The 24,028-nt window shown below is 63.7% G+C and carries 21 protein-coding genes and 4 pseudogenes; 19 read left to right on the top strand and 6 right to left on the bottom strand.

From position 1 onward, the window contains the following. Positions 1-656: 656 nt before the first annotated feature. Positions 657-2,189, top strand: a complete 1,533-nt coding sequence (locus OG462_RS43695; protein ID WP_406053725.1) for a phytoene desaturase family protein — start codon at positions 657-659, stop codon at positions 2,187-2,189. A gap of 282 nt (positions 2,190-2,471) precedes the next feature. Next, positions 2,472-3,219, top strand: a pseudogene (locus tag OG462_RS43690) (transposase family protein). A 691-nt stretch (positions 3,220-3,910) separates the two neighbouring features. On the opposite strand, the gene OG462_RS43685 reads toward OG462_RS43690, so the two are convergent. Next, positions 3,911-4,474: an EF-hand domain-containing protein gene (locus OG462_RS43685; RefSeq protein WP_406053727.1), complete on the bottom strand. Its 564-nt coding sequence runs from the start codon at positions 4,472-4,474 to the stop codon at positions 3,911-3,913. A 1,033-nt stretch (positions 4,475-5,507) separates the two neighbouring features. On the opposite strand from OG462_RS43685, the gene OG462_RS43680 reads away from it, so the two are divergent. From OG462_RS43680 to OG462_RS43665, 4 genes are all read left to right on the top strand, one after another. Further along, complete coding sequence (locus OG462_RS43680) at positions 5,508-7,067, top strand: S8 family peptidase (RefSeq protein ID WP_406053729.1); 1,560 nt, start codon at positions 5,508-5,510, stop codon at positions 7,065-7,067. Positions 7,068-7,565: 498 nt separating this feature from the next. After that, positions 7,566-9,152, top strand: coding sequence for a S8 family serine peptidase (locus OG462_RS43675; protein WP_406053731.1), 1,587 nt, complete (start codon positions 7,566-7,568; stop codon positions 9,150-9,152). 267 nt (positions 9,153-9,419) lie between these two features. Beyond that, positions 9,420-10,327 (top strand): IS5 family transposase gene (locus tag OG462_RS43670; RefSeq protein ID WP_406066283.1). Its coding sequence is split into 2 segments (ribosomal slippage): positions 9,420-9,765 and positions 9,765-10,327, totalling 909 coding nucleotides; the frame shifts between segments, so codons are not numbered across the junction. A 22-nt stretch (positions 10,328-10,349) separates the two neighbouring features. After that, positions 10,350-10,604, top strand: coding sequence for a hypothetical protein (locus tag OG462_RS43665; protein WP_406053732.1), 255 nt, complete (start codon positions 10,350-10,352; stop codon positions 10,602-10,604). A gap of 213 nt (positions 10,605-10,817) precedes the next feature. On the opposite strand, the gene OG462_RS43660 is transcribed toward OG462_RS43665, so the two are convergent. The 4 genes and pseudogenes from OG462_RS43660 to OG462_RS43645 all read right to left on the bottom strand — a co-directional run bounded on the left by OG462_RS43660 (position 10,818) and on the right by OG462_RS43645 (position 14,250). Beyond that, positions 10,818-10,949 (bottom strand): thiocillin family RiPP, encoded by a 132-nt coding sequence (locus tag OG462_RS43660; protein ID WP_406066910.1) that lies wholly within the window; start codon positions 10,947-10,949, stop codon positions 10,818-10,820. Positions 10,950-11,222: 273 nt separating this feature from the next. Continuing rightward, positions 11,223-11,972: a transposase family protein gene (locus OG462_RS43655; RefSeq protein WP_406053736.1), complete on the bottom strand. Its 750-nt coding sequence runs from the start codon at positions 11,970-11,972 to the stop codon at positions 11,223-11,225. A 1,384-nt stretch (positions 11,973-13,356) separates the two neighbouring features. Beyond that, positions 13,357-13,611: pseudogene (locus tag OG462_RS43650) on the bottom strand (helix-turn-helix domain-containing protein); the annotation flags it as partial. 114 nt (positions 13,612-13,725) lie between these two features. Further along, entirely contained in the window at positions 13,726-14,250 is a 525-nt protein-coding gene (locus OG462_RS43645) for a transposase (protein ID WP_406053738.1), read from the bottom strand. Here OG462_RS43645 and OG462_RS43640 point away from each other — a divergent pair. After that, a complete protein-coding gene (locus OG462_RS43640) occupies positions 14,230-14,418 on the top strand; it encodes a hypothetical protein (RefSeq protein ID WP_406066920.1) in 189 nt (62 codons plus the stop codon). The genes OG462_RS43645 and OG462_RS43640 overlap by 21 nt on opposite strands. Positions 14,419-15,068: 650 nt before the next feature. Here OG462_RS43640 and OG462_RS43635 read toward each other — a convergent pair. Further along, positions 15,069-15,137 (bottom strand): annotated as a pseudogene (locus OG462_RS43635) (hypothetical protein); the annotation flags it as partial. 378 nt (positions 15,138-15,515) lie between these two features. On the opposite strand from OG462_RS43635, the gene OG462_RS43630 reads away from it, so the two are divergent. From OG462_RS43630 to OG462_RS43575, 12 genes and pseudogenes are all read left to right on the top strand, one after another. Further along, positions 15,516-15,776 (top strand): DDE-type integrase/transposase/recombinase, encoded by a 261-nt coding sequence (locus OG462_RS43630; RefSeq protein WP_406053740.1) that lies wholly within the window; start codon positions 15,516-15,518, stop codon positions 15,774-15,776. 532 nt (positions 15,777-16,308) lie between these two features. Beyond that, positions 16,309-16,597 (top strand): annotated as a pseudogene (locus tag OG462_RS43625) (ISAzo13 family transposase); the annotation flags it as partial. A 193-nt stretch (positions 16,598-16,790) separates the two neighbouring features. Further along, on the top strand, positions 16,791-16,964 hold the full coding sequence (locus OG462_RS43620) for a hypothetical protein (RefSeq protein WP_406066921.1): 174 nt from the start codon (positions 16,791-16,793) through the stop codon (positions 16,962-16,964). 445 nt (positions 16,965-17,409) lie between these two features. After that, a complete protein-coding gene (locus tag OG462_RS43615) occupies positions 17,410-18,762 on the top strand; it encodes a YcaO-like family protein (protein WP_406053742.1) in 1,353 nt (450 codons plus the stop codon). A 12-nt stretch (positions 18,763-18,774) separates the two neighbouring features. Then, positions 18,775-19,404: a TOMM precursor leader peptide-binding protein gene (locus tag OG462_RS43610; RefSeq protein ID WP_406053744.1), complete on the top strand. Its 630-nt coding sequence runs from the start codon at positions 18,775-18,777 to the stop codon at positions 19,402-19,404. A gap of 10 nt (positions 19,405-19,414) precedes the next feature. Continuing rightward, positions 19,415-21,001 (top strand): hypothetical protein, encoded by a 1,587-nt coding sequence (locus OG462_RS43605; protein WP_406053746.1) that lies wholly within the window; start codon positions 19,415-19,417, stop codon positions 20,999-21,001. Next, complete coding sequence (locus OG462_RS43600; protein ID WP_406066245.1) at positions 20,998-21,741, top strand: nitroreductase family protein; 744 nt, start codon at positions 20,998-21,000, stop codon at positions 21,739-21,741. The genes OG462_RS43605 and OG462_RS43600 overlap by 4 nt, the downstream gene beginning before the upstream one ends. Next, entirely contained in the window at positions 21,738-21,977 is a 240-nt protein-coding gene (locus OG462_RS43595) for a thiocillin family RiPP (RefSeq protein ID WP_406066243.1), read from the top strand. Before OG462_RS43600 ends, OG462_RS43595 begins: the two co-directional genes overlap by 4 nt. 36 nt (positions 21,978-22,013) lie before the next feature. Continuing rightward, positions 22,014-22,211 carry a thiocillin family RiPP gene (locus tag OG462_RS43590; protein ID WP_406053749.1) on the top strand — a complete coding sequence of 66 codons (198 nt, stop codon included), beginning with the start codon at positions 22,014-22,016 and terminating at the stop codon, positions 22,209-22,211. Positions 22,212-22,234: 23 nt separating this feature from the next. After that, positions 22,235-22,468: a thiocillin family RiPP gene (locus OG462_RS43585; protein WP_406066242.1), complete on the top strand. Its 234-nt coding sequence runs from the start codon at positions 22,235-22,237 to the stop codon at positions 22,466-22,468. Between the two features lie 6 nt (positions 22,469-22,474). Beyond that, complete coding sequence (locus OG462_RS43580) at positions 22,475-22,666, top strand: thiocillin family RiPP (protein ID WP_406053753.1); 192 nt, start codon at positions 22,475-22,477, stop codon at positions 22,664-22,666. A gap of 304 nt (positions 22,667-22,970) precedes the next feature. Next, entirely contained in the window at positions 22,971-24,005 is a 1,035-nt protein-coding gene (locus tag OG462_RS43575; protein WP_406053754.1) for a PqqD family peptide modification chaperone, read from the top strand. Positions 24,006-24,028 lie beyond the last annotated feature (23 nt).

The following is a 24,028-nucleotide window of genomic DNA, read 5'->3' as shown; positions in this document are numbered from 1 at the left end:
CGCGACGCGTTGTGGGTCCTCAGTCCTGGTGCCCCCCTCGGCCGAGGGGGCCTGAAGGTCCAGTCCTGCTGTCGTCGTCCGCGGTTGACTCTGCCTGCTGTGGGTGGCGGAGCCTGCCGCTCGGGGCTCGTAGACCTGTCCGGGTCCGGCGTCCGTTGATCCAGCTCTCAGAGCAACACGCCGGTCGGCCTGGACGATCGTGTGATCCGAGCGCGTTAGTCACCGCCCTACGAAGGCCTGTGGGTTTCACTCGATTCGTGCCCACCTGCAGGGTGCACCACTGACGGATACGCCCCGCGGGGAGAAGTCCCCCTGCGGCACAGGCCACGCAGTGATGGTCTTTCAGTCGTCGGGTCCGGTCGCGAAGACAGTCCCAATCCGCCTGGGTTTGAGTATCTATTGCTCCTGAAATAGGGATGCCAAGGTGGCACGATGAGAAGATCCTTGCGCCGCTTCAGGACGTCTCGTCGGAGTTATCTCAACTCAGGGCGGCTCGCATCTACCCAGGCCACGGTGTTCTGCCTGCTCAATGCGTCGACCATAGCGATTGGCTGCATAACCTCTAACAAACAAGTAAGAATAAATTCCAGAACACCAGCGCAATCGACCACCATTCCTGTGGTGGCGAGTACAGAATTCGAATCAAGGGGTCGAGCATGCTCGCACACACCTCGTACGACGTGGTGATCGTAGGGGGAGGCCACAACGGTCTGGTCGCCGCCGCCTACCTGGCAGGCGCAGGTCGCTCCGTACTGGTTCTGGAACGACGCGCAGCCATCGGTGGAGCTGCGGTGTCCACGCGCCCGTTCCCAGGTGTCGATGCACGACTGTCTCAGTTCTCCTATCTCGTCTCCCTGCTGCCTGACAAGATCGTGCGTGATCTGGGGCTCGGCTTCGCAGTCCGCAAGCGCACGGTGTCCTCTTACACGCCGAAGGGAGACAGTGGTCTCCTCGTGGGTGCTGGCCGCACCCGGGATTCGTTTGCGGCACTCACAGGTGGCGAACAGGAGTACGCGGCCTGGGAGGAGTTTTACGGCCGCACCCGCGAAGTCGCTGGGCGGGTATTTCCGACGCTCACCGAACCATTGCTGCCTCGAGCGCAGCTGAGGGCCGTCGTCGATGACGACGATGCCTGGCGGATGCTGTTCGAGGAGCCGATCGGCGTCGCGATCGAGGAGCGCTTCACTGACGACCTGGTCCGAGGGGTGGTGCTCACCGATGCCTTGATCGGGACGTTCGCCGATGCCCATGACCCGTCGCTGGTGCAGAACCGTTGCTTCCTCTACCACGTCATCGGCGGTGGCACCGGGGACTGGGATGTACCCGTCGGTGGAATGGGAGCGCTCACCGACGCACTTGCTACCGCGGCGCGGGCGGCGGGTGCGGAGATCGCGCCGCTGCACGAGGTTGTCGGTATCGAGACCGATGGAGAACGGGCCGAGGTCTCCTTCTGTTCGGCTGACGGTGAGGGCACCGTCGCCGCCCGGCATGTTCTGGTCAATGCCTCGCCTCAGGCTTTGGCCACTCTGTTGGGCGAGCCTGCGCCGGAGCCTGCGGAGGGATCCCAGCTTAAGGTGAACATGCTTCTGCGCCGCCTGCCCCGGCTGCGTGATCGCTCGGTCGACTCCCACCATGCTTTCGCCGGCACATTCCATGTCTCGGAGGGATATGGCCAGTTGGCAAGTGCCTTCCGGGAAGCAGCGTCGGGACGGCTTCCCAGTGCGCCGCCGTCTGAGATCTACTGTCACTCGTTGACGGACCCGTCGATCCTCGCACCCGAGCTGGTGGCGCAGGGGTATCAGACCCTGACGTTGTTCGGACTGCACACCCCGGCGCGGCTTTTCGCAGCGGACAACGACGCAGCGCGCGCGGAGTTGCTGGCTGCAACGCTCGCCGAACTGGATTCCCATTTGGAGGAGCCGATCGCCGACTGCCTCGCCCTGGACGGGAACGGTGCTCCGTGCATTGAGGCCAAGACCCCGCTCGATCTCGAGCACGAGCTGTCGTTGCCTGGCGGTCATATCTTCCACCGGGACCTGTCATTCCCCTACGCGAGCGAGTCGACGGGAAGGTGGGGCGTGGAAACGGCGCACCCCAATGTTCTGCTGTGCGGGGCAGGTGCCGTACGTGGCGGGGGAGTCAGCGGCGTGCCCGGGCACAATGCCGCGATGGCGGTGCTGGGCCGATAGGGCAGCCCTCCCTGGTCGGTCGCAGGACGCAGTCAGTGAGCTTCTTCAGAGTGGCCACCGATCGGGTGACGATTGGGCCCACGAGAGCTTTGCGCTGCCGCAGCTCAGAGGGCAGTCAACCTCAGCCAGCCACTCATCCTCTGGAGTGACCGCTGAAGAAGCTCAGTGAGCATTTTCAGAGTGGCCACTGATCGGGTGACGTGAGGGCGGCTGTGGAACGGACGAAGCCGCAGGGCTGTTGGGCGAGTTGTCTACGCTCAGCTCCTCAGCCTTGGGGCTCCGTTGGTTCCTTATCGTGCCGTACTCGATGTCCCGCATGCCCTCGTGGAGTGGGTCACGATGCTGATCGTCACCCGGGAGGGTGACCGCCGGTGCAAAGCTGCCGCCGTCCCAGCGCGCCTTGGCCGCACTGGTGTACCTGCGCAAGAACGACACGCTCACACAGATCGCCGCCGGCTTCGGGATCAGCGTGGGCACCGCCCACTCCTACGTCCACGCCGTCATCGCCCTTCTGGCCGGCCGGGCACCGGGACTGACCGCGGCCCTGAGGGCTTCCGCGGCCCAGTACGTTCGGCTCGACGGCACGCTCATCAAGTGCGACCGGGTCGGTGACGGCCGCGCCGACTACTCGGACAAGCACCGCCGACACGGGGTGAACCTGCAGGTCATCACAGCTCCGGACGGGACATTGGTCTGGATCTCGCCGACCCTCGCCGGCCGTGTCCACAACCTCACCGCTGCCCGCCGGCACCGGATCATCGCCACCTGTATCCGCCTCGGCATCCCGATTCTGGCCCACAAGGCCTACCAGGGAGCGGGCAGCAATGTGGCCGTGCCCTGCCGGAGAAAGCCAGGCAAAGACCTCACAGCCAAACAAAGATCCGTCAACCGTGCGCACTCCTGGCTGCGATGGCCCGTCGAGAGAGCCATCGCCCGGATCAAGACCTGGCGGATCCTCCGCAAAGCCCGCCTCAGCCCCAACAACCTCACGTCAACCGCCAAAGCCATCCTCATCCTGGAGACTCACTGAGCTTCTTCAGAGTGGCCACCGATCGGGTGACGATTGGGCCCACGAGAGCTTTGCGCTGCCGCAGCTCAGAGGGCAGTCAACCTCAGCCAGCCACTCATCCTCTGGAGTGACCGCTGAAGAAGCTCACTGAGCTTCTTCAGAGTGGCCACCGATCGGGTGACGATTGGGCCCACGAGAGCTTTGCGCTGCCGCAGCTCAGAGGGCAGTCAACCTCAGCCAGCCACTCATCCTCTGGAGTGACCGCTGAAGAAGCTCACTGTTGAAAATGCTCAGTGTCCCGCGGCCGACTGCGTGAAACGGCGCCTCGGACCAATGTGGTGTTGCTGCCAGGAGACGGCGCGCCTTGCCGAGCCCAGGCTGGGGTGTCGCACCGATACGCTGCCACTCTCCGCTCCTGCGATACCTGATCGGTCGCACCACCCAAAACCGTCGCAACGGTCCGACAGCCAGCCGGGGACCCGAGGCTACTAAACATCGACGTGGAGCACGCCTATTCGTCATCGGCTCGCTCGCGCGTTTCTGGAGGGTTCGGGTCCGGGGCAGTGGTGATGCCCATGGCGCCGCCTGGGACGGCCGCGGCGACAACTCACGCAGCGGTCGGGTTCCCGCGCTATGAATCGGTGCGGCCGGCTTCAGCTTTTCGAACCCGACGCGATCGTCGAGCCGCGCACAAGATTTAGTCTGCTGCCCCTCACTCAATCAGGGCAGAAATATCTCCGAACAACCAGTTTCCAGGATCTGAGGGGTCGTCTCCGCAATAGAAGTTCCGGCTGTGGTGGACAAATTCCTCGTGCGAGATGAGATCGGTGGGACCGATCCCCAGACGTCGCGCAGCAGCGATCACTTCGCACTCGGAGACGGCGTAGGAGCCCAGGAAACGACAGAAGTCGGACTCGTCCAGATAGTGGTCGCGATCGATGTCGCAGATGTCGACGATGAGGTCGACGATGGGCTTCATCCCTCGGTCAAAGACGTCCGGGCGGCCAGCCAGTTCACCTCCCATGAAGTCGACGAAGGTCTGGAGATCCACTCTGGCGTCCTCAACTGGCCCACAGTCCCTGGCCAGCCGTTCGAACGCCTGCCGGCATGCACTCACCAAGGATGCGCCGAGGGTGCTGTTCGTGGCCACTCCGGACGCGTGGCACATCCTTACAGCCACCGTGACATAGTCCGAGAGCTCCAGGAACCCTGAGCCGTTCACATCGAGGGTGGTGAATCGGTGCACATACTTCCGCCGCTGTAGTTCGCTGATCATTTGATGGGCCTGTTCAGTACGCGCAGCCCCGAGAGCATTCATCGAAGAGTCCAGACCGACATGTACGGCTGCGTCGAAACTCACCGGCACTAGCGGGCTAGGACGGGCCGGCTGCACGCTCCCGGAACGACAGACGGACGATACGGAATCAGGTTCCAGGGAACGTCGCCCTAGTCCGGCTCGCCTGAGCAATCGGTACTCGGGCGATGACGGTGAGGCGGGACGCCTGCGGGCTGATGTCGTGGTGCCGCAGGCCTGGATGCCCACCCGACTGAGCCGAAACGCCGAGGTCCGGCAGAGGAATCCGCAGGGAGCACCCGAGACGATCGTCGGGGGTGCACCCATCGCGTGATGACGGTCCGTGATGTTCGTACGCTTCCGGACTCGAGTCGAGTGCTGCCGATCATGTGATTGGTGGTGGAGTTGTGGCGTCGGTGGAGCGGACGGCCTGGCCGCGGTTCAAACGGATCATCTCCGACCGCGAGCTGGCTCGGTTTCTTCACCGCCCCCAGGTGTCACCCTGTGTAGTCAGTTGATGCGGAGGGCGCCACATCAACGCCGTCCCAGATCTTGGGAGGGATACATACCGCGCCGACTAGCCCGCCACTGTCCGCGGCCTTGAGCTCTCGGCCGTCTCGTGAGCCCCCGCCCCACACGGGAGCCGCCCCTCCGTGGCCTGCCGTCGGTGTGTCTGGAAGCCCTGACAGGGACGGTGCGCCCCGGCGGTGTCGGGGCGCCCGCCTGAAGCTGCAAGCGAACTGCGCCGCAATGGCTCATTCGATGTTCAGGGTCCTGTGTAGCGCAAGGGCCCGTTGGTGGGATCGCTGACCAGCGTCGACCCAGCAGTGTGTGACCTTCGAAGAGCGGAGGTCTGACTCGGCTTGGTGTATGAACCACTGCGCCACCCTTGCGCTGGCGACAGGTTGTCGGCACTCTTTGAGACCAGTAGCTGACGCTCAGTCAGATGCATGTGTGGCTCTTCCCAGTCGGCTACTACCCATATTGCGCACCACCTATGAGGAGGATCCCTCTGATGGCAGTGATGCGTACCACCAAGGTGACTGTCTGCGGGACCGCCGCGGGCGTACTCCTTGCTCTCGGTGCAGGATTGGTCCAGCCCGCGGTCGCGGCCGACCACGCGGACAAGCTCATCGCCAACGCCGGCCAGCCAGGCGTGATCAAGGACAGCTACATCGTCACCTTCAAGTCAGACCGACTCAATGTGCGCTCGCCCAAGGCGAAGGATCTCGCGAGCCACTTCGGCGCCCGCGTCGTCAGAACGTTCGGTTCGGCCCTCAACGGCTATTCGGTGAAGGTGACGGAGCAGCAGGCGAGGCGCTTCGCACAGGACCCTGCGGTGCAGTCAGTCGTCCAGGATCAGGTCGTCTCGGCGTCGGCAACCCAGCCCAGCCCGCCGTCATGGGGCCTCGACCGGATCGACCAGCCTTCGTTGCCCTTGGACAGCCGCTACGTGTACCCGGATTCAGCCGGCGGCGGGGTCACTGCATACATCATCGACACCGGTGTCCGTATCAGCCATCAGGACTTCGGCGGGCGTGCCTCCTACGGTTACGACTTCGTCGACAATGACGCTGTGGCCGACGACGGAAACGGCCACGGTACGCATGTCGCGGCCAATGTGGCCGGAACCGCGCACGGCGTCGCGAAGAACACCAAGATCGTGGCGGTTCGGGTGCTCAACAACAGTGGGTCCGGAACCCTCACGGGCGTGATCGCAGGTATCGACTGGGTGACGCAGAATGCGGTGAAGCCGGCAGTCGCCAACATGAGCCTGGGTGGCGGCGGCAACACCGCTCTTGACGATGCGGTACGGAACTCGATCGCTTCTGGCGTCACCTATGCCGTCGCGGCCGGTAACTCCAACGCCAACGCCGCCAACTACTCCCCTGCTCGCGTGGCGGAAGCGATCACTGTCGGGGCCACCGCCGACACGGACAGCCGCTCCTCATTCTCCAACTGGGGCACCTCGCTCGACATCTTTGCGCCGGGTACTGCCATCACGTCCGCGTGGAACACCGGAGACAGCGCCACAAACACCATCTCCGGAACCTCTATGGCGGCCCCGCACGTGACAGGCGCGGCCGCGCTCTACCTGGCGGACCACCCGGCGGCTCTGCCCACCGAGGTCGCCGCTGCGTTGACGTCAACAGCCACTGCGGGCGTCGTGGGCAACCCCGGTACGGGCTCTCCGAACAGGCTGCTCCGTGTCATGCCTCCCGTCGCCCCTCCGGCCCGTTTTGAGAACGCCACCGACTACCCGATCTCCGACTTCGTCACCACGGAGTCCCCGATCAAGGTCGCTGGAGTCTCCGGCAACGCACCGTCCGGACTCCGTGTCTCGGTGGACATCAAGCACACTTATATCGGCGACCTTCAGATCGACCTGGTCGCCCCCGACGGATCGGTCTACACGCTCAAGAAGGCCGGCGCCGGCGGCAGCGCTGACAACGTCCTCGCCAGCTACCTCGTCAATGCCTCCTCCGAGGCAGCCAATGGTACGTGGAAGCTCCGTGTCAGGGACAGCGCCATGTTCGACCGAGGAAAGATCGACTCCTGGTCCCTCCGATTCTGACCCGCCCATATGAAGCTGGTGCCTTCGAAGAATCGGGCTCGATTCTTCGAAGGCACCAGCTCGTTCGTGCCGAAGAAGCGCTCGATCGGCCTCCGGTGTCCGATCCGCTGTGCGCGGACTCCGCGCCATCGCGCACCTTGCGGACCCGTCGCCCCGCCAGAATCAGGGATACAGGGTGGCTGACCAACTGTCCCCGGAACGACAATCGTTGAGGAGTAATTACTCACTCCAACAAGCATTTCCGGGAACAGGGTGTGGCCACCAAACCACCTCTCACCAGAGGGATCCACCGTGCCCAGACTTCAGGTACACAGACGCCCTGTACTCAGCATTCTAGCCGCAGGGGCAACCATGCTCGCGGTTCTTGGATCATTTCCCGCCGGCGCAGCAGCTCTCGCCCCCGCCCTCCCATTGCCGTCATCTTCGCCTCCAATCACCATCCACGAGATCGGAGTTCAGGAGTTCATTGTCGGGTACCGGCAGGGTGCGGCTGGCGCTGTGTCGGACAAGGCGGCGCGCGACACGGCGGCGAACTCCTTCAAGCAGGCGGGCCGTAGAGTGTCATTCGTCCGCCGACTGGGCACAAAAGGAGCGCTGCTGCGCACCGACTCTTCCTTGACTCCTCGTCAGACGGCTAATCTGATAGCCGACTTGCGCAACCGACCCGACGTGGCCTACGTCGAGCCCAACAGGCGCCTGCACGCAACAGCAACCGTCGACGACGCACGCTTCTCCGAGCAATGGGACCTTGCAGACCCTGTAGCCGGCATGAACGTCCCCGAGGCATGGAAGCGCGCCACTGGAACCGGCGTGACCGTGGCCGTCATCGACACAGGCATCACCGCACACTCAGACCTGGCCGCCAATGTCGTCCAAGGCTACGACTTCATCTCCGACGCTGCCGCGGCCCGAGACGGCAACGGCCGCGACCTCGATGCGAGCGACGAAGGTGACTGGACCAGCTCCCCCGGCGAATGCACCGGAGACCCGGACGAGGCGCCGGACACCTCCTCCTGGCATGGAACCCACGTCGCCGGGACCATCGCTGCCGTCGCCAACAACGCCAGGGGCACCGCAGGCGTGGCCTTCCAAGCCAAGGTCCAGCCCGTCAGGGTCCTCGGCCGATGCGGCGGTTCGACTGCCGATATCGCCGATGCGATCATCTGGGCCTCGGGCGGCTTCGTATGGGGTGCCCCTCTCAATCCGACGCCCGCCAAGGTCATCAACATGAGCCTCGGCGGATCCGGATCGTGCTCAGCGACCTTCCAGAACGCCATCAACTCTGCAGTCAGTCGTGGCACGACGGTCGTCGTGGCCGCCGGCAACGAAGCCGCCGACGCACGCGACGCCGAACCGGCGAACTGCGACAATGTGATCGCTGTCGCAGCGTCCGACCGCCAGGGCAACCTCGCCAGCTACTCCAACTACGGTGCGGCAGTGGATGTGACAGCACCGGGAGGAGAGACCCGCCCGTCCCGTGCCGACGGCATCCTTTCCACTCTGAACTCTGGGACGACCCGACCGTCCGCGGAGGCCTACGACTTCTACCAGGGCACCAGCATGGCCACCCCACACGTCGCCGGTCTGGTCGCCCTCGTGCTTTCCATGAAGCCACTCGCCCCGGCTACCGTCGAGGCCACCATCAAGGCGCACACACGTCCTCTACAGGGACAGTGCCCCGGCGGCTGCGGCACAGGCCTGGTCGACGCCACCAGGACTCTGCAAGCGCTGGCGGACTCGCAGATCTTCGAGAACACCGGCAACGTGGACATTCCCAGCCACGGATCCGCCGTGGAATCGCTCATCCCGGTAACTGGAGTTGCAGAGAAGGCTCCCTCCGACCTCCGTGTCGCCGTGGACATCAAGCACCCTTACCGCGGCGACCTCACCATCAGCCTCGTGTCACCTGACGGGAGTGTCTACCCGGTCAAGGCAGCTGCCTCTTGGGATTCTTCCGACGACGTCAACACTACGTTCGTCGTGGATGGCTCATCGGAGACAGCGAACGGCATCTGGCGCCTCCGGGTCCGAGACGTGGCCTACTTCGACAAGGGCTTTATCGACTCCTGGTCACTGCACTTCTGACACGTCAAGGACCCCACAGCCCAAGATCGGCATGGCCCGAGCGCGTATCGCTCGGGCCATGCAGGCCTGTTCCCACCCACTCCCCCAGGAAGCCCGGCCTACAGCCCAAGGCAGTGAGGTTACGGCCCGGGATCCGACGTCAGGATGTCGATGCTGATGGTGTGGCTGTCGACCAGAGTTCAGGGCGATGGAGAAGCTGCAGCGGTAGGGATCAGCACCGGATGCTAGGTGGCGTCGGCTAGGACCTGTCTGATAATTGATCTTGTGGTGGGTCGTGGTGAGCTGACGGATGCGGCATGGGAGCGGATAGCGCCTCTGCTGCCGGGTGTTGATGGGCGAGGTCGGCCGTGGCGAGATCATCGGCAGGTGATCAACGGGGTGTTGTGGCGGTTGCGGACCGGTGCGCCGTGGCGTGACCTGCCGGAACGCTATGGGCCGTGGCAGACGGCCTATGAGCGGTTCGCTCGCTGGGAGGCGGACGGAACCTGGGCCCGTCTGCTCGAACAGGCCCAGGTCCGGGACGACTCCGTCGGAGCCGTGGAGTGGACCGTGTCGGTCGACTCCACGATCAACCGAGCTCACCAGCACGCCGCCGGCGCCCGCAAAAAGGGGCGGCGGCGGGGGACGAACTGGAAGATCCGGCACGTCCGTCGGCTGGCCAGGCGCTCGGTCGGTCCCGCGGCGGGCTGACCACCAAGGTCCATCTCGCCTGCGACGGCAGGGGCCTGCCCCTGGCCGTTGTCGTCACGCCGGGCAACGTCAACGACTCCACCGTCTTCGACACGGTCATGGACGAGTTGAGGGTGCCCCGGACCGGTGCCGGGCGGCCCCGCCGCAGGCCCGACGTGGTCATCGCGGACAAGGCGTACTCCTCCCGGGCGATCCGTCAGACCCTGCGGCGCAGGGGCATCCGAGCGGTGATCCCTGAGCGGTCGGATCAGAAGGCCAACCGTGTGCGGCGCGGGCAGACCGGCGGCAGGCCGCCGGTCTTCGACCGCGAGCTCTACAAGGCACGCAACGTGGTCGAACGCTGCTTCAACCGCCTCAAACAGTTCCGTGCGATCGCCACCCGCTTCGACAAACTGGCCGCCCGCTACAAGGCCGGAGTCCACCTCGCCTCGCTCATCCTCTGGCTCCGCGAACCCACCCAAGATCGTTTGTCAGACAGAGCCTAGGGCGATCCGGATCGCCTGATAGATGAGCCTGATCCGCTTTGACGGACGGCTGACATCAGGGCTTCGGCCCCGGAAGGATGATGTTCATCATGGAGAGCATCGGGAAAAGGAAGCCGCACCCTCGCCGCTCGTTCACGCCGCAGTTCAAGCCGAGATCGTCGAGCTGTGCCGCAGAGTGGACCGCTCGGTCGGTCAGGCCGCCAAAGACGTCGACCTGACCGAGTCCGCGGTCCGCGACTGGATCCTTCAGACCAAGGTCGGCGCCGGTGAAACGTGACGGCCCGACCAGCAGAGAACGCGAGGAACTGGCCGCTGTACGGCGTGAGAACTGCAGGGTATGGGAGGACGTGGAGGTCCTCAAGCGGGCAACAGCTTTCTTAGCGACGGAGACCCGATGAACGTGGACCCGTTCATCGAGGCGGCTCCGTCAATCAGCTCATCGCCGAAGACCAGCCCCGAGGGGTGGTGCCCACGGGTGCCGTATCAATATCTACCGAGTGAGGGTACCCCAGCAGGTTCCGTGACAAGCTGCAGACGACACGGTGCTGAGTGAGCTTGATTCAGGAAGCTCTTCAACGCCGAGTCCGTCTTCGAGCGCGTAGAGGTCGAGATCAGATTCCATCATTACTATATCCTTATCGTAAGTAAGGGACGTACCGCCCACAGTGATGTAGTGCGACTGGTTTTTTGACTCTAGAATGCCCTCACGACCGACTTCCTGAGCAGTATTTGCTCAATTCCAAATGGATGCCTTGATGGCGAAGCCGAGTAAGAACTGCTACCGGCCTCAGGCGTCGCCAGCAGATGAGTGAGCAAGCGGGGCTGAGGAACGCCTCGTGGATGTCGTCCCGTACTTCCCCAGCGGATCCGCAGTCGGCGGAACCAGTGAGCATTTTCAACGTTGCCTCTCCAGGGTGAGGACAGCTTTGGCGATGACGGTCATGCGGTTGGGGCTGATGCGGGATCTGCGGAAGATCTGCCATGACTTCAGTCGTGCCATGCCGCGTTCGACCGGTGCCCTTGCCGCGGCCAGGGCCCGGTTGACGGTGCGCTGGGTGAGGGTGAGTTCGCCGCCCGGTGGGCGTTTGAGTCCGGTGGTGACCCAGGGGCCGGCGCCCTGGTAGGCGCGGTCGGCGAGGACCGGGACGCCCTGGCGTTCGCAGATCCGGATGATGCGGTGGGTGCGGGCCGCGGTCAGGTCGTGGGTGCGGCCCGGCAGTGCGGGCGAGATCCACAGCACCTCGCCGGCGGGGTCGGTGACGACCTGGACGTTCACGCCCTGCCGGCGGTGCTTGGCCGAGTAATCGGCCCGGCTGTCGCCGACGCGGTCGCACTCGGCGAGGGTCCCGTCCAGGAGGACGAACTCCGGATCATGCTCGCGCAGCGTCTTGAGCAGGCCCGGGGCCCGTTCGGCAAGCAGGCCGGTCACGGCGGTGACATACGCGTGGGCGGTGCCGACGGATATCCCGAACCCGGACGCGATCCGGGCGAGGGTGTCGTGGCGGCGCAGGTACACCAGAGCGACGAGCGCACGCTGGTGCGGCGGGAGCTTGCACCGCCGGTCACCCTCACGGGTGACGACGAGCATCGTGACCCACTCGACCAGGGCATGCGGGAGGTCGAGTGCGGCAGGATAGGGAACCAACGAGGCTCCTGTGCCGGTGGGTTGAGACTTCGAACACCTCCCCCAACGGCACGGGAGCCTTGTCCCTTGCGGCCCCCCACCTCAACCTCACCGGCGTCACCCGATCAGTGGCCACACTGAAAACGCTCAGTGAAGGCGGGCGAAGGTCGGCCCAAGCATCAAGGTCGACCACCACACCTACAACGCCACCATCAGCATCGACATCCAGACGGCGGATCCCGGACCGTGACCTTCACGGCCTTGGGCTTTGGGTGGTCGGCTCCGAGGAGTAGGCCAGCGAAGATCCGCACGAGGTACAGGGACTCGGCCCAACCTGCTGAGCTGTGGGGCGCCCGAGTGGCGCGGCCGGTTCCGTATGCTTCGGCACTCGTGCGCCTCCCTATCGGGTGCCGGAACGGTAGACCGAAACCAGCGAAGGCAGGTCCAGCGGCATGGGGAGACGGTGTCCGCCGGGCAGGCGGCCCCTGCCGTCGGCCTGCTGGTGGTGGCTCAGCTAGGCGCGGGCAGCCTGCAGGACCATGAGATGCGCGAGCGGGCCAAGCGTTGCGAGTGCGTAGCCGGTGGAGATCGGGTCGCGGGGCCGACCGTGGCGGACCTGTGTGTGTCTGGGGGTGAGTAAGCAATGCCCAAGACTCGCTCGGCTAGGGATGCGAGCATTCACTGCGGGGCAGCCTTGACTGACTACGCACCCAAGAAAACCACTTCGGCAGAAGAAATCAATATGTTATGCAGGATTCACAGACTGACCTTTACGTCGTTGAAGACCTCGCCACGGAAGGACTTCCAGATGGAAACGCCCCGGCGAGCACTTTTCTAACCGCACTGACTACCAGCTCGACTGGAACCGTCGCATGCATCGGCACACTCTCGAGTGCCAGCCTGAGCCCTAATACCGCCTCGTAATTGGGATTCGCCAGCGAATAGCCTCGTCGAGCTGGTATGTACCCTGCCCAGGTAGGAAGATATTTTGGTGAAGAAGGTCCGGCTGCGCGCTCGGCTCAGCGAAGTCTGGTGCTGTCATTCTATCAAAGTTGCCAAAGGAACTCGACACCGCATAGAAGTAATCCTCCGGCAGGGGACCTCTTTCATCCTCCCTTGTGCGTGAAAGGCTCTGGTCGAGTTGGCGGTGACGCAACAGAACCCCCGGTCTTTGGCGTGTTGAGACCATTCGATCACGCCAAAGACCGGGGACTCTGTCACGACAGCTGTAGTTCTATTGTTTCGCGGTTCAGGGAGACGTGCTGGTCAAACGCTGCCAGTTCGTCGAGGACCACCAGGCGCCGATACGGCGTCCAGCGGCTGTGCCGCATCCCGGGAATCGCCCGCTCAAGCTTCCACTACTGGCGGACCGCAGCTACGAGCTTCGGCGTCTTCGGACACCATCCATCAGCTCCGCCTTCCACTGCGCGATTGAGGCCCGGCAGTTGAGCTGTCCGCCGCGTGTGGTCACGTTGCGCCGCAGCTCCCGTGAGGCGGTCGACGGGTTTCTGCCCAGCCGACGCGCAATCTCGCGCGCGCCTTCGCCCTGGGCATTGAGCAGCGCGATCTCTTCGCACTCCGTGAAGAACAGGTACCGGCCTGATAGCCGACTGAGCTGGTCCGTCGGCATGCCGCCACACTCACAGAACCACCGGGCTCCACCACCGGGGATACGCCGCACGTGATCGCCGCATCCCGGCTGGCCAGCCCCTAGAAGACTGATGAAGATCTTGTTGCGGGGCTGTCCGGCCGGAGGCCGGGCAGCCTCGCGTGGTCATGTGCCGGCTGGGGCGAGGTGCCAGGTGTCGTTGTTGTAGGTGAGTCCGAGGTTGATCAGCCGGCGGAGATTGAGGGCGGCTGCTCGGGTGCGGAGCCAGGTCGTTCTTGATGGTGCCGATGTATCGGAGTCTGCGGTTGCCTCGGCGGACGATCCAGGCGACGGCGCGTTCGACGGGGGGCGCCAGCGGCGGTAGTCGGCTTGCCAGTCGGGGTCGGTGGCGGCCTGGTGGCGGGCGGCCGCCTGCTGGTCGTGGTGGGGGCAGATGGTCAGGATCCAGCCCGCTCTGCCTTTGGTGCACTTTTCCCGCAGGGGGCATCTGGTGCGCAGGTCTTTGAACGCTGCTTTGCGCTGGTGGTGCTGTCCGCCGGGGTCCGACAGCGCGACGGTGTGTCCTTGGGGGCAGGTCACGGTGGCCGCGGTGGTGACGATGGCGAAGTCGTCGAGGGTGAAGCCACCGGGAACGGCCGCCCGCAGCGGGGCGGGTTTGAGGAACAGCCGGTGTCCGGCCCGTTCCAGCACCTGGCGGGCTTCGCCGGTGGAATGGGCGGTGTCGCCGAAGGCGTGCACCGGCTCGTCCTCCTCGGCGAGCAGGTCCAGGCCGACAGCGGCTTCGTGGTGCTCCGGCCCGGCTTCGGGAGCGAGGGCGACAGCGGTGAACAGGCCGGTCTCGGGCTCGAGGCGAGGTGAGCCTTGTATCCGTCCTGCTGGTGGGAGCGGGTCTTGTGGACGTGGCGGGCTTCGGGATCGACGGTGGAGAGCATGCAGCCCGGGACAGTGCCCCGGGTGATGCGCCAGCGCCCGTCGCGGCCGTCGGAGTCCTCGGCCGGTTCGACATCCTGCCCGGCAACCAGAGCCAGGATGACCACCGCGTTCGCGGCCTTCTCGCCGAGCTGCTGCTCGGCAGGTGCCCCAGCAGCCGCAGTGCATCCGTGACGAGGGCGTCGACCAGCCCGGCGCGAGCCTGGGCGTCGTTCCAGGCGATTCGGGGTTTGCCCGGACCGGTGTAGTCGCGGGCCGTGCACTGCCCGGCCGCGGCCGGGCCGGCTCCCGGGACTTCCCGGATCACCGCCCGGACAGCGACAATGATCTGAGTGACGGTCTCCTGGGTTGCGACCGCATCGTCCAAAACGGTGGAGTCCAGCGCCCGCCGGTGCCTGCCCCTCAGGACCCCGGTGGCCTTGACGACCTCGCGGACCGCTTCGAAAACCCGGTTCGGGCGCGTTGAACGAGCCAGCCGTCGACGGAAGTACGCCAGCAGCGACTGATCCAACGCCATTGTCGTGCAGGCCGAGCCCGCAGGCGGCTTTCCACCGCAGGTCACAGCGTAAATCCTGGACCGTCTCGAAGTCCGACAGGCCATGCAAGGCCTGCACCGTAGTCGCGGCGGCCAGGATCTGCGGCGGCATCGACGGCCGCCCGTTCACCGACGGATACATGTCCGCTTTAACATCTCCGCGGGAAACAGCCGGCCACGATGCCCGGCCAGGAACGCGAACACACACTCCCAGCCGGAATCAACTCCCGGCACGTCGCCCACACATCAGGCCCGACGGTCTCCCCGACCCACTCCCCTTGAACCACAACAACTAGTCTGGCCCCGCCGCTGACACGGCGGGGCGAGAACCCAACATCTTCATCAGTCTTCTAGGCGATCTTCACAGGGAAAGCGCTCCAAATCGCGACGGGTCGGGTCCTGCCTGGCGAACGCATTGCCGGAACAACATCCCGGCCCAGGGCCGCGGCGAAGGCCGTCGACGTGATCGGCCGCGACTTCACCGCGGCAGGTGAACACGAAGTACGTCGGCGACATCACCTACCTGCCCCTGGACGGCGGGAAGTTCTGCTGCCTCGCCACCGTCATCAACCTCGCCTCACGCCGCCTGACCGGCTGGGCAATCGCCGGTCATATGCGAACCGAACTCGTCACCGACGCGCTCGCCGCCGCCCAGCGGACGCGCGGCAGCCTCACCGGCGCAATCATGCACACCGATCACGGCCGCAATACAAGAGCCGAATTCGCCGAAGCCTGCAGGTCAGCGGGGTGATCCAGAGTATGGGCGCGAGCGGGACCAGCGCGGACAATGCGCTCGCCAAATCCTTCAACACGACCTTCAAACGCGAAACGCTCCAAGGCCGCAAGAGCTGGTCCAGCACGAGGCCCGCCTCGATGCCTTTCGACGGCTCCACCGATACAACACCCGCCGCCGTCACTCCCGCCTCGGACACCGCAGCCCCACCGCCTACGAGACAGCAACCACAACAACGCCAACTACGCTGGCCCAAGCCGCATAACCCGTGTCCAGGATTCAGGGTCAAGGCCCAGGTGTTGCTCCCGTAGTTCAGCTCATTGAGCTTCTTCAGAGTGGCCACCGATCGGGTGACGATTGGGCCCACGAGAGCTTTGCGCTGCCGCAGCTCAGAGGGCAGTCAACCTCAGCCAGCCACTCATCCTCTGGAGTGACCGCTGAAGAAGCTCATTGGTGTCGTGTGCGTATATCTGGCAAGGTCCGTGGTCAACTCGGCCTGACGTTCGCGGTGTTGTTCCCGCACCTGGACGAGCGGCAGCGCCGTCTGCTGATGGGGGCTGAGGCCAGGATCCTGGGCCACGGCGGGATCCGGGCGGTCGCCCGGAAGCCGAGGTCATCGAGACCACCGTACGCAAAGGCGTGGACGAGTTGGAGGCGGGGGCGGAACGGCTGGGCCGTGCCCGCCGTCCCAGTGGCGGCGAACGCAAGCGGGCGGCCGAGGTGGATCAGAGCTGCGGCCCGCACTATTGGCGCTGGCCGAGCCCGATATGCGAGGGGATCCGATGTCGCCGCTGCGATGGATGACGAAGTCGACCCGCAGACTCGCCGGCGAGCTCACCATTGTCCAGCCCCTCTTGGCCGAGCACGGCCACACCGTCCGCCCTCGACAGCCAGGTTCCGCATACCCGCCGACGTCACCGCGTTCATCACCAGCAGCAGCCCCACGAAGATCAAGTCAGCATGTTGATCCTCTGCGAGCCCTTACTTCCCACCTGTCACCACTCCCTCTGGACCTCACGTCCCAGTCTCCAGGTGTCCACGATCAAGGGGGAGGCTTCATCGTCCGGATGCAATCCATCAGCCGCGATCGACTACCTCGCGCGTCACACCACCGAAGCCAAAACAAAACGGGAGATCATCCGCTACGTCATCCGAGAGGTTCATGCCCTGATGGAGAGCATGATCACCTGTTCAAGACCGAATTGATCAAGCCTCAGCGGCCCTGGAAGGCACCATCCCAGGTCGAGCTCGCCACCGTCGAGTACATCCACTGGTACAACACCGGCGACTCCACGTTGAGACAGGCCACGTCCCGCCGCCGACTACGAAGTCAGCCACTACCGAGCGACCACGAAACCCCAGGTCACAACCAACGTCTGAAGTCTCTACCCAACCCGGAACGGTTCAGGTGGAGATCTTGACGCTTTCGGCTTCGATCCGCAGGCTGAACGGCCAGCGACCCGCCCTTCCTTCCCCCGGAGGAGTTGCCCGAAGAGGCCGTTGAGCTGGGTAAACACACGCCTGCACTCAAGATGAGCATGACCTGCTCACCCGATTGCTTGGCCACACCCTGCACGATCGCATTGCGAGCACGCCTCTGGGCGCGTGAGTCATCCCACCCTGGGACATAGCGACAACAGGAGCACGCGGCATGACGACGCTCAACGAACCAGTACAAGCATCAACAATCCCCGCATCGCTCAAATCCATGATGGACCTGGTCTCCCCATTCGGCTTGGTCTCCAGGCTGTCCTGGCTGAAGGCGACGGAGGGAGAGCCGGAGTACCAGATCGTGTCGGGATCCCTGGGGAACCCTGGCGAGGTACTAACCGCCCAGAGCAGTTGGTCGCACGATCCCGCTTCGGGGAATTTTGATGGCGCCGGCGGCGCCCTGGACTATGAGCTCGCCTCGCACCTTGCGGTCGCCGAGTCGCTCGAGCGTTACTCGTCTTGCGCATGGGATCCGGCAGACATGATCTGGGCTACCGCTGCCGAGCTGGGTGATGATGCGATCCCGCCGTGGGACTGGCCTCAGTGTTCGGAGCGAGAGTTCACTCACCCCAACTGCGGTCTACTCCCGCCGGATCCGCGTATTCCCCTTCGGTGGGTGAAGGGGTGGTCCCTGACACGCGGGCGCGCAGTGTACATCCCGGCCGTGCAGGTGTACCTGCGCTGCATGCCTGAGTCCACAGCCGAGCGTTTCGTCCACCCCGTCTCAACTGGGTGCGCAGCACATGGTGACCCCGTCAGCGCAGTCGTCAACGGGCTGCTGGAGGTCATCGAGCGTGACTCTATTTCACTGACATGGCTCCAGCGGCTACGCCTCCCGCGGCTTGAGTTCGAGCTGGAGGAGCTGCCTGCTGAGTACCGCGCTTACGTTGAACGCGGCACATCTCGCAACCTGCGAACACTGTTGTTCGATGCCACCACCGACCTCGGCGTCCCCGTCATCTATGGCCTGCAGCTAGCGGACCATGATCCCGTATTGGCGCAGGTCGTCGCTGCTACCTGCGATCTCGACCCGGCCAAGGGCGTTGCCAAACTCTACCGTGAGACAGCATCGCTTCGCATCGCTCTGCGATCCATGGCAGGCAGAGCACCGGATGTGGACCCACAGGATACGCAGAGCGTGGTAGGCGGCGCACTGCTGGCAGGGCCGGTCGCGCAGCGACACCTGTTTGACTTCCTGCTGGAGGGAGACCGCCCGGTCCGAAAGCTGTCCGATCTTCCAGTTCCCGACGCTTTGTCAAGTCCCCTGCCCTGGTTGCTGGAGCGCATGGCCAGAGCAGGGTGTGAAGTGTTGGTAGCAGACCTCACCACTGATGAGGCCAGGCAAGTCGGCGCCAGCGTCGTCAAGGTCATGGTGCCGCAGCTCATGCCGCTGTCCTTTGCCCATCGAGCGCGGTACCTCGGTCACCGTCGCCTCTACCAGGCTCCCGAGGCCATGGGGCACAGCGTACATGACGAGGAACACATCAATCCCAACCCTCAGCCCTTCGCGTGAAGACAGGATCTCATGAAGTCTATCTCTGAAGGCCCTCGTCTTCTCGTGCTCACGGCCGGCGCTTTCGGTAAGGATGTAGCCAGCCGCCTGGAGGATCAATATCACGCCGTGGTCCAGGATGTTGAGCCTGCCACACATCCCAGCTTCTGGCCATACGCAGACATGATCGTGCTGGCAGCCTCGCACGAGCGCTCTGCTCTGGCCGACAGCATCGACCAAGTGTCTTTCGTCCGGCGCATTCCGTGGCTTCCTGTCTGGAGCAGCCCCACGGAAATCCAGTGTGGACCACTGGTTGATCCCGGCCGCACCGCCTGCTACCAGTGCTTCGTCCGTCGCAGGAATCAGCACGCGGCGGCCAGACGCGAAATCAAACCGGACGGTGCGACTCACCCGACGGGCTATCCCGATCATCATGTAGGCATCGCCGTTGCGTTCGCACGCCAAGCAATCAACGAGGCCTTCAGCGGAAACTCAAAGGGCCTCGGCGGCACGGTACGGCGGTTCGACCAAATCAACGGGATCACAAGCAGAGCATCTGTAGCCCGAGCGCACCGATGTTCAAGGTGCAGCCCTCCTAGTCTTGCAGGCGGCGAAATATGGAACGAGCTTGAGCTGGCGAAGAGGGGAGAAGGAAATGAATGACAAAGCGGCAATGACAGCCGACGTCATCGGGGCCGCGGCAAGGACAGATCCTCAACTGAGGATTCCCCTGAAGCCACGTGTACGCAGAGGTCTAGTCATCACCGCTGAGGAAGACCAGATCGTAATTGAGGGCGGCCCCAAGAAGCAGCTCTTGCGGGGCCGCACGGCAACCGATCTGCTTCCCAGCCTGCTCGCGCAGCTCGACGGCACACGTGATCACCCTTCACTCGCCCGTGAGTTGGGCCAGTCCGACGACGTGATCTTCAAGGTGCTTTCCCTGCTCTGGACGTGCGGAGTCATTGAGGAGGGACCGCCCGCCGAGTCGTTGGCCGAAGTACATGATGCACTGGCTGACTTTCTTTCCCGGATGGGCGACTCCACTGGGGCCAACCCGACTTGGGAGCAGGCTGCAGCGCGCCTTCACGGAGCGCAGGTCGAGGTCTTCGGAGACCGTACGCTGGCAGGCCTGGTCCAGTCCGAGCTTGCCAGGGCGCTTCCGGTCGTAGTCTCTGATCGAGAGCTACCGCAGCCTGGAACGACGCTGGCCGTGTGTGCGGGCAGTCCATCCGCGGAGTTGGTGCAGCACTGTTGGACGCATCGGCTGCCCCTGATCAGGCTGCGGATCGACGGGCGCCTCGCTGATTTCGGGCCTTACGTGCAAGCTGGCGTCACCCCTTGCTTCAGTTGCCTGGTCACCGAGGACAAGAGCGACGAACGTGTGGCGACCGACGGGGACCATGCGCTCGCCGCAGCTCTCTTCGCCAGAGAGCTGTTCGCCTTGGTCTCCCGCTCCACCCCGACGACCCTACCGCTTCGGTGGCGTCGTGTGGATCTTGAGACTCTCCGTATCGCTGACCTCTCGTCAGCGACACGCTCAGGGTGCCCGAACTGCTCTGTCGTCGACGGGCCGCTCGCGGAGCAGGCGTCCCTGGCCGCCAGATTCGAGGCGCATGTAGCCATACCGCCCAAGCAGTATGCAGATCCCAAAGCACACCAGATGCACTACCGGCCATCAAATCTGGCCCTGCAGCATGTCTCGAAAGCCTGGCCGGTCGCACGGGTTGTCAGTCTTCCAGAGCCGCCTTTCGAGCACCTGGCGCGGAAGCAGCCCACAGCGGCACTGGGTACAGAAGAGCTCTCCCTGCTGCTCAAAGTCACCGCTGGCATCCAGGGAGAGGAAGCCGGCAAAGTCCTACGGTGGACCGCAACCGGAGGCAATCTCGGCTCAGCAGGCGTGTTCTGCATAGTGCGGGATGTACCAGGCCTTGATTCTGGCGTGTATGCCTATATTCCTGCCGAACACCGGCTCGCCAGCCTCTCACCCTCGGTGGAGGAGGACCCGCATGGTGCACCACTCACCCTGGTTCTGACAGGTGACTACGGCAAGGTGGCATCCAAGTACTCGGCCTTCGCTCTGCGGATCATTCTCCTGGACAGCGGATGCGCCCAGGCTGCTGCTCGCGTCGCAGCGCGTGCACTGCGTCTTGAATTCTCGCCGCGAACTCGCTGGGACGACGATGCTCTCGCCGCTGCTGCCGGAGTTGATGCCGACCATTACCCGATCACTGCCGTCATAGACCTCGGAGTGCCAAGATGAATGATGCAACTGGGCTCGCGGCAGAGTTCATTCGTGCTTTCCGCTCGCCACCCCCGGCATCCCCTGTGACTGAGAGGTCGCCGCGTCGGCCGCATCCGCTCGGACCAGCGATGCAATTCAGGCCGGGGGACTGGAAACAGGCAGATCTGCTCACCACACTGTGTGCCCGGAGGTCGGTCAGGACGTTCGCCCCGGACCCGGTTCCGGCTGGGCTTGTCAGCAGGATCATCGGCCGCGGGTTCGAGGATGATTGCGGAACCTGGCCGGACGAACAGACCCATACTTCCCTCCAAGCCGATGTGGTTGCTATGCGGGTCGGCGGCCTACCACAGGGGATGTTTTCCTTTTCTTCCCAGACGTTCTCGTACACACCGGTGGCACCGCTTCCCGACCCTGAGACGCTCTACGACATGACGATCCAGCGAGAGTTCTGTGACTCCGCCGTCATCATCTCAATTGCGGCGGACCTGGATGGTGCTCTTGAGGCGCATGGCCCGCATGGATACCGACTACTTCTTGGCCGTGCCTCGGCAGCAGCATATTCGATGTGGCTTGAGGCCGTTTCTCATGGTCTTGCAGGTGGCGTCTTTGCAGGCCTTATCCAGGCATCAATCCGTGAGCCGCTATGCAACGACGGTGCAAGTCGTCACCCGATCTTCGCTCTGGCGTTGGGTGTCCCACCATACGCCGGGGATGAAGTGGACTCAGCTCATACTGGCGAGTCCATTCAAGAGAAATGAATCCCAACGATTCCCAGAAGGGAATGACAATGCGCGAACCAGAGATTGACCTTTACGCGTTCGAGGAGGGACTGGAGCTGGAGTCTCTCGCCGAGAGCAGCGCCCCATCGGCGTCCGTTTCCACCACTACCAGCGTTAGCTCGGCCTCGTGCCCTGCAACGTCGGCTGGATCGTTCTCGACGTGGGGCTGCTACACGAGCGACTTTGCACCCGCCCCGGCGCTCTCCGCCAATTAGCACCAATCAGTCATTAATTCATCAAAGCGAGGATCAATGAACACTCAAATCGATCTGCACTCTGTGGATCTACCGGATGACGGACTGTCGCTGGAGACGGTCCCGGAAGGCACGGCCCTCTGCACTTATAGCTCCACCGGCACCGCGAGCACGGCCAGCTGCCCTGTCAGTTCCGCAGGATCAGTCTCCACCGCAGCTTCGGTCTGCCCCCCCGCCGGCGGCCTAACCACCTAACCCCCTCATGAGCGGATGGATATATGCCGCTCGTAAGACGAAAGAGAGAATTCCACATGCCTGAGAATCAATTTGATCTCTACTCTGTGGAGGGGGACGTCGGATTCGAAGAGCTCCCCCAGGGCAATGCTCTCGACTGCTGGTTGAGCGCTTCCACCCTCTCAACGGCTTCCTGCCCGGCAGGAACCGCCGCAAGCGTAATGAGCGCATCGACGTACGAGGGTGGCGTAGCCCCCGGAACCCTTACTCAAAGGTAGGTAGTTATGGGAAACGAGTTCGACCTCTACGCAGTGGAAAGCGACCTCGGGATCGAAGCACTTCCCGAAGGAAATGCTCCCTCCGACTGCTTTGCAACCTATGGTAGTGCCACAACTGCCTCATGCCCTCTCACATCGGCCTCGTCTGTGAGCACGGCATCCACCCTCAGCGGTGGTGGCGATCTAGTCCCACGGTGATAGCAGGGGGCTCGAATCAAGCTAGGCGCCTGGGAATACTTTCCCGCCGCCCAAAAGGGGAATCACGGCATACAGGGATCGAGCACTACTCCATGAATCGACTCCCCTGAATTCCCTCTAGTTCGCTTTTGAGATCTGCCGATTTGAAGGTCGGGCCCGGAGTCTGACGAAAGGCCTGAGGCTCCGGGCCCGTACCACATGTGAAGAGATTTCAGGATCCCATGCAACAAGCGATCCGGAAGGTAGTAGACGAATGGCTGACTCACTAGTTCAGATCCGAACCGAACTTCAAGTTATTAGCGGAATGGACGATATTCCACTAATCTTTGACCCGGTCACCGGAAATTACCACAGGATCACGCCGGCCGCCGTCAAGGTACTGTCGTTCCTGGATGGCACTCGTACCACTGAGGAGCTCATTGAGTTCCTCTCCCGACACAATCCGAGCAGATCTGAAAAAGTGGGCAAGCAGGTAGGTTCGTTCCTTGTTACGCTCGAGGAAAGTGGCCTGCTAGTTGGATCTCAGCTTCCAAAGAAGGACGCCAAGAAGGCGGCTGGCGGCCGTTTCCGAGGCGACATGCTGATGCCTCGTTTCGTCATCTCGAAATCTCTTCCAAAACTACTCGAACCAATAGCGAGTGCACTAAGAAGCGGCCCCCTCGGGCTGATATGCGGATTGTTCGCAGCTGGTGCAATCCTCGGATTCGCCTTCGCTTTCCATGCCCTCTTCACCAGCGTTCCGCCGATTACTCCAAAAGTCGGCTTGGCATTTGCATGCGCTGGCGTGATTCAGATAGCCATCATGTTCGTGCACGAGAGTGCGCACGCTCTAGTAGCACAGGTTCTCAAGGTCCCGATTCGCGGACTCGGCGTGGCCCTGCTGTTCTATTTTATGCCTCTTGCTTACGTGGACCGCACCGACGCCTACCGAGTCCGTGGCAGGAAGGGTCGCGTCGCACTTGCACTCGCGGGCATAATGAGTGATGGCTGGATCACGGGCGTGGCAGGTCTGGTGGCCGTCAATTCGGATGGGCTTGTGCAGCACGTGGCGACATATGTGGTGGCCATGCAGATGTTCGGGTTGGTTATCAACCTTAACCCCCTGTTCCCGAGTGACGGCTATTCGGCCATTGAGGCCAGCATCGGATCAGTCGACACCCGCGGGCGGGCCTTTACGCTACTTAAGAGCCGCGTGCGCCGGGCCGAACTCCCGGCTCACCTGGAACACCTGAGCAAGCGCGCCAAGGCTGCCTATACCGTATACGGACTCGTATCGGGCGCCTACGTCCTCGGGGCAGCCTTCAGCATGCTTCGCGGAATAGCGACGGCGGTGATGTAATGACAATTGTCTCCTCGCCGGTC

The organism is Streptomyces sp. NBC_01077, from assembly GCF_045162855.1.
Classification (GTDB): domain Bacteria; phylum Actinomycetota; class Actinomycetes; order Streptomycetales; family Streptomycetaceae; genus Streptomyces.
The sequence above is the reverse complement of the archived record's forward strand: the minus strand, read 5'-3'. Positions and strand labels throughout refer to the sequence as shown.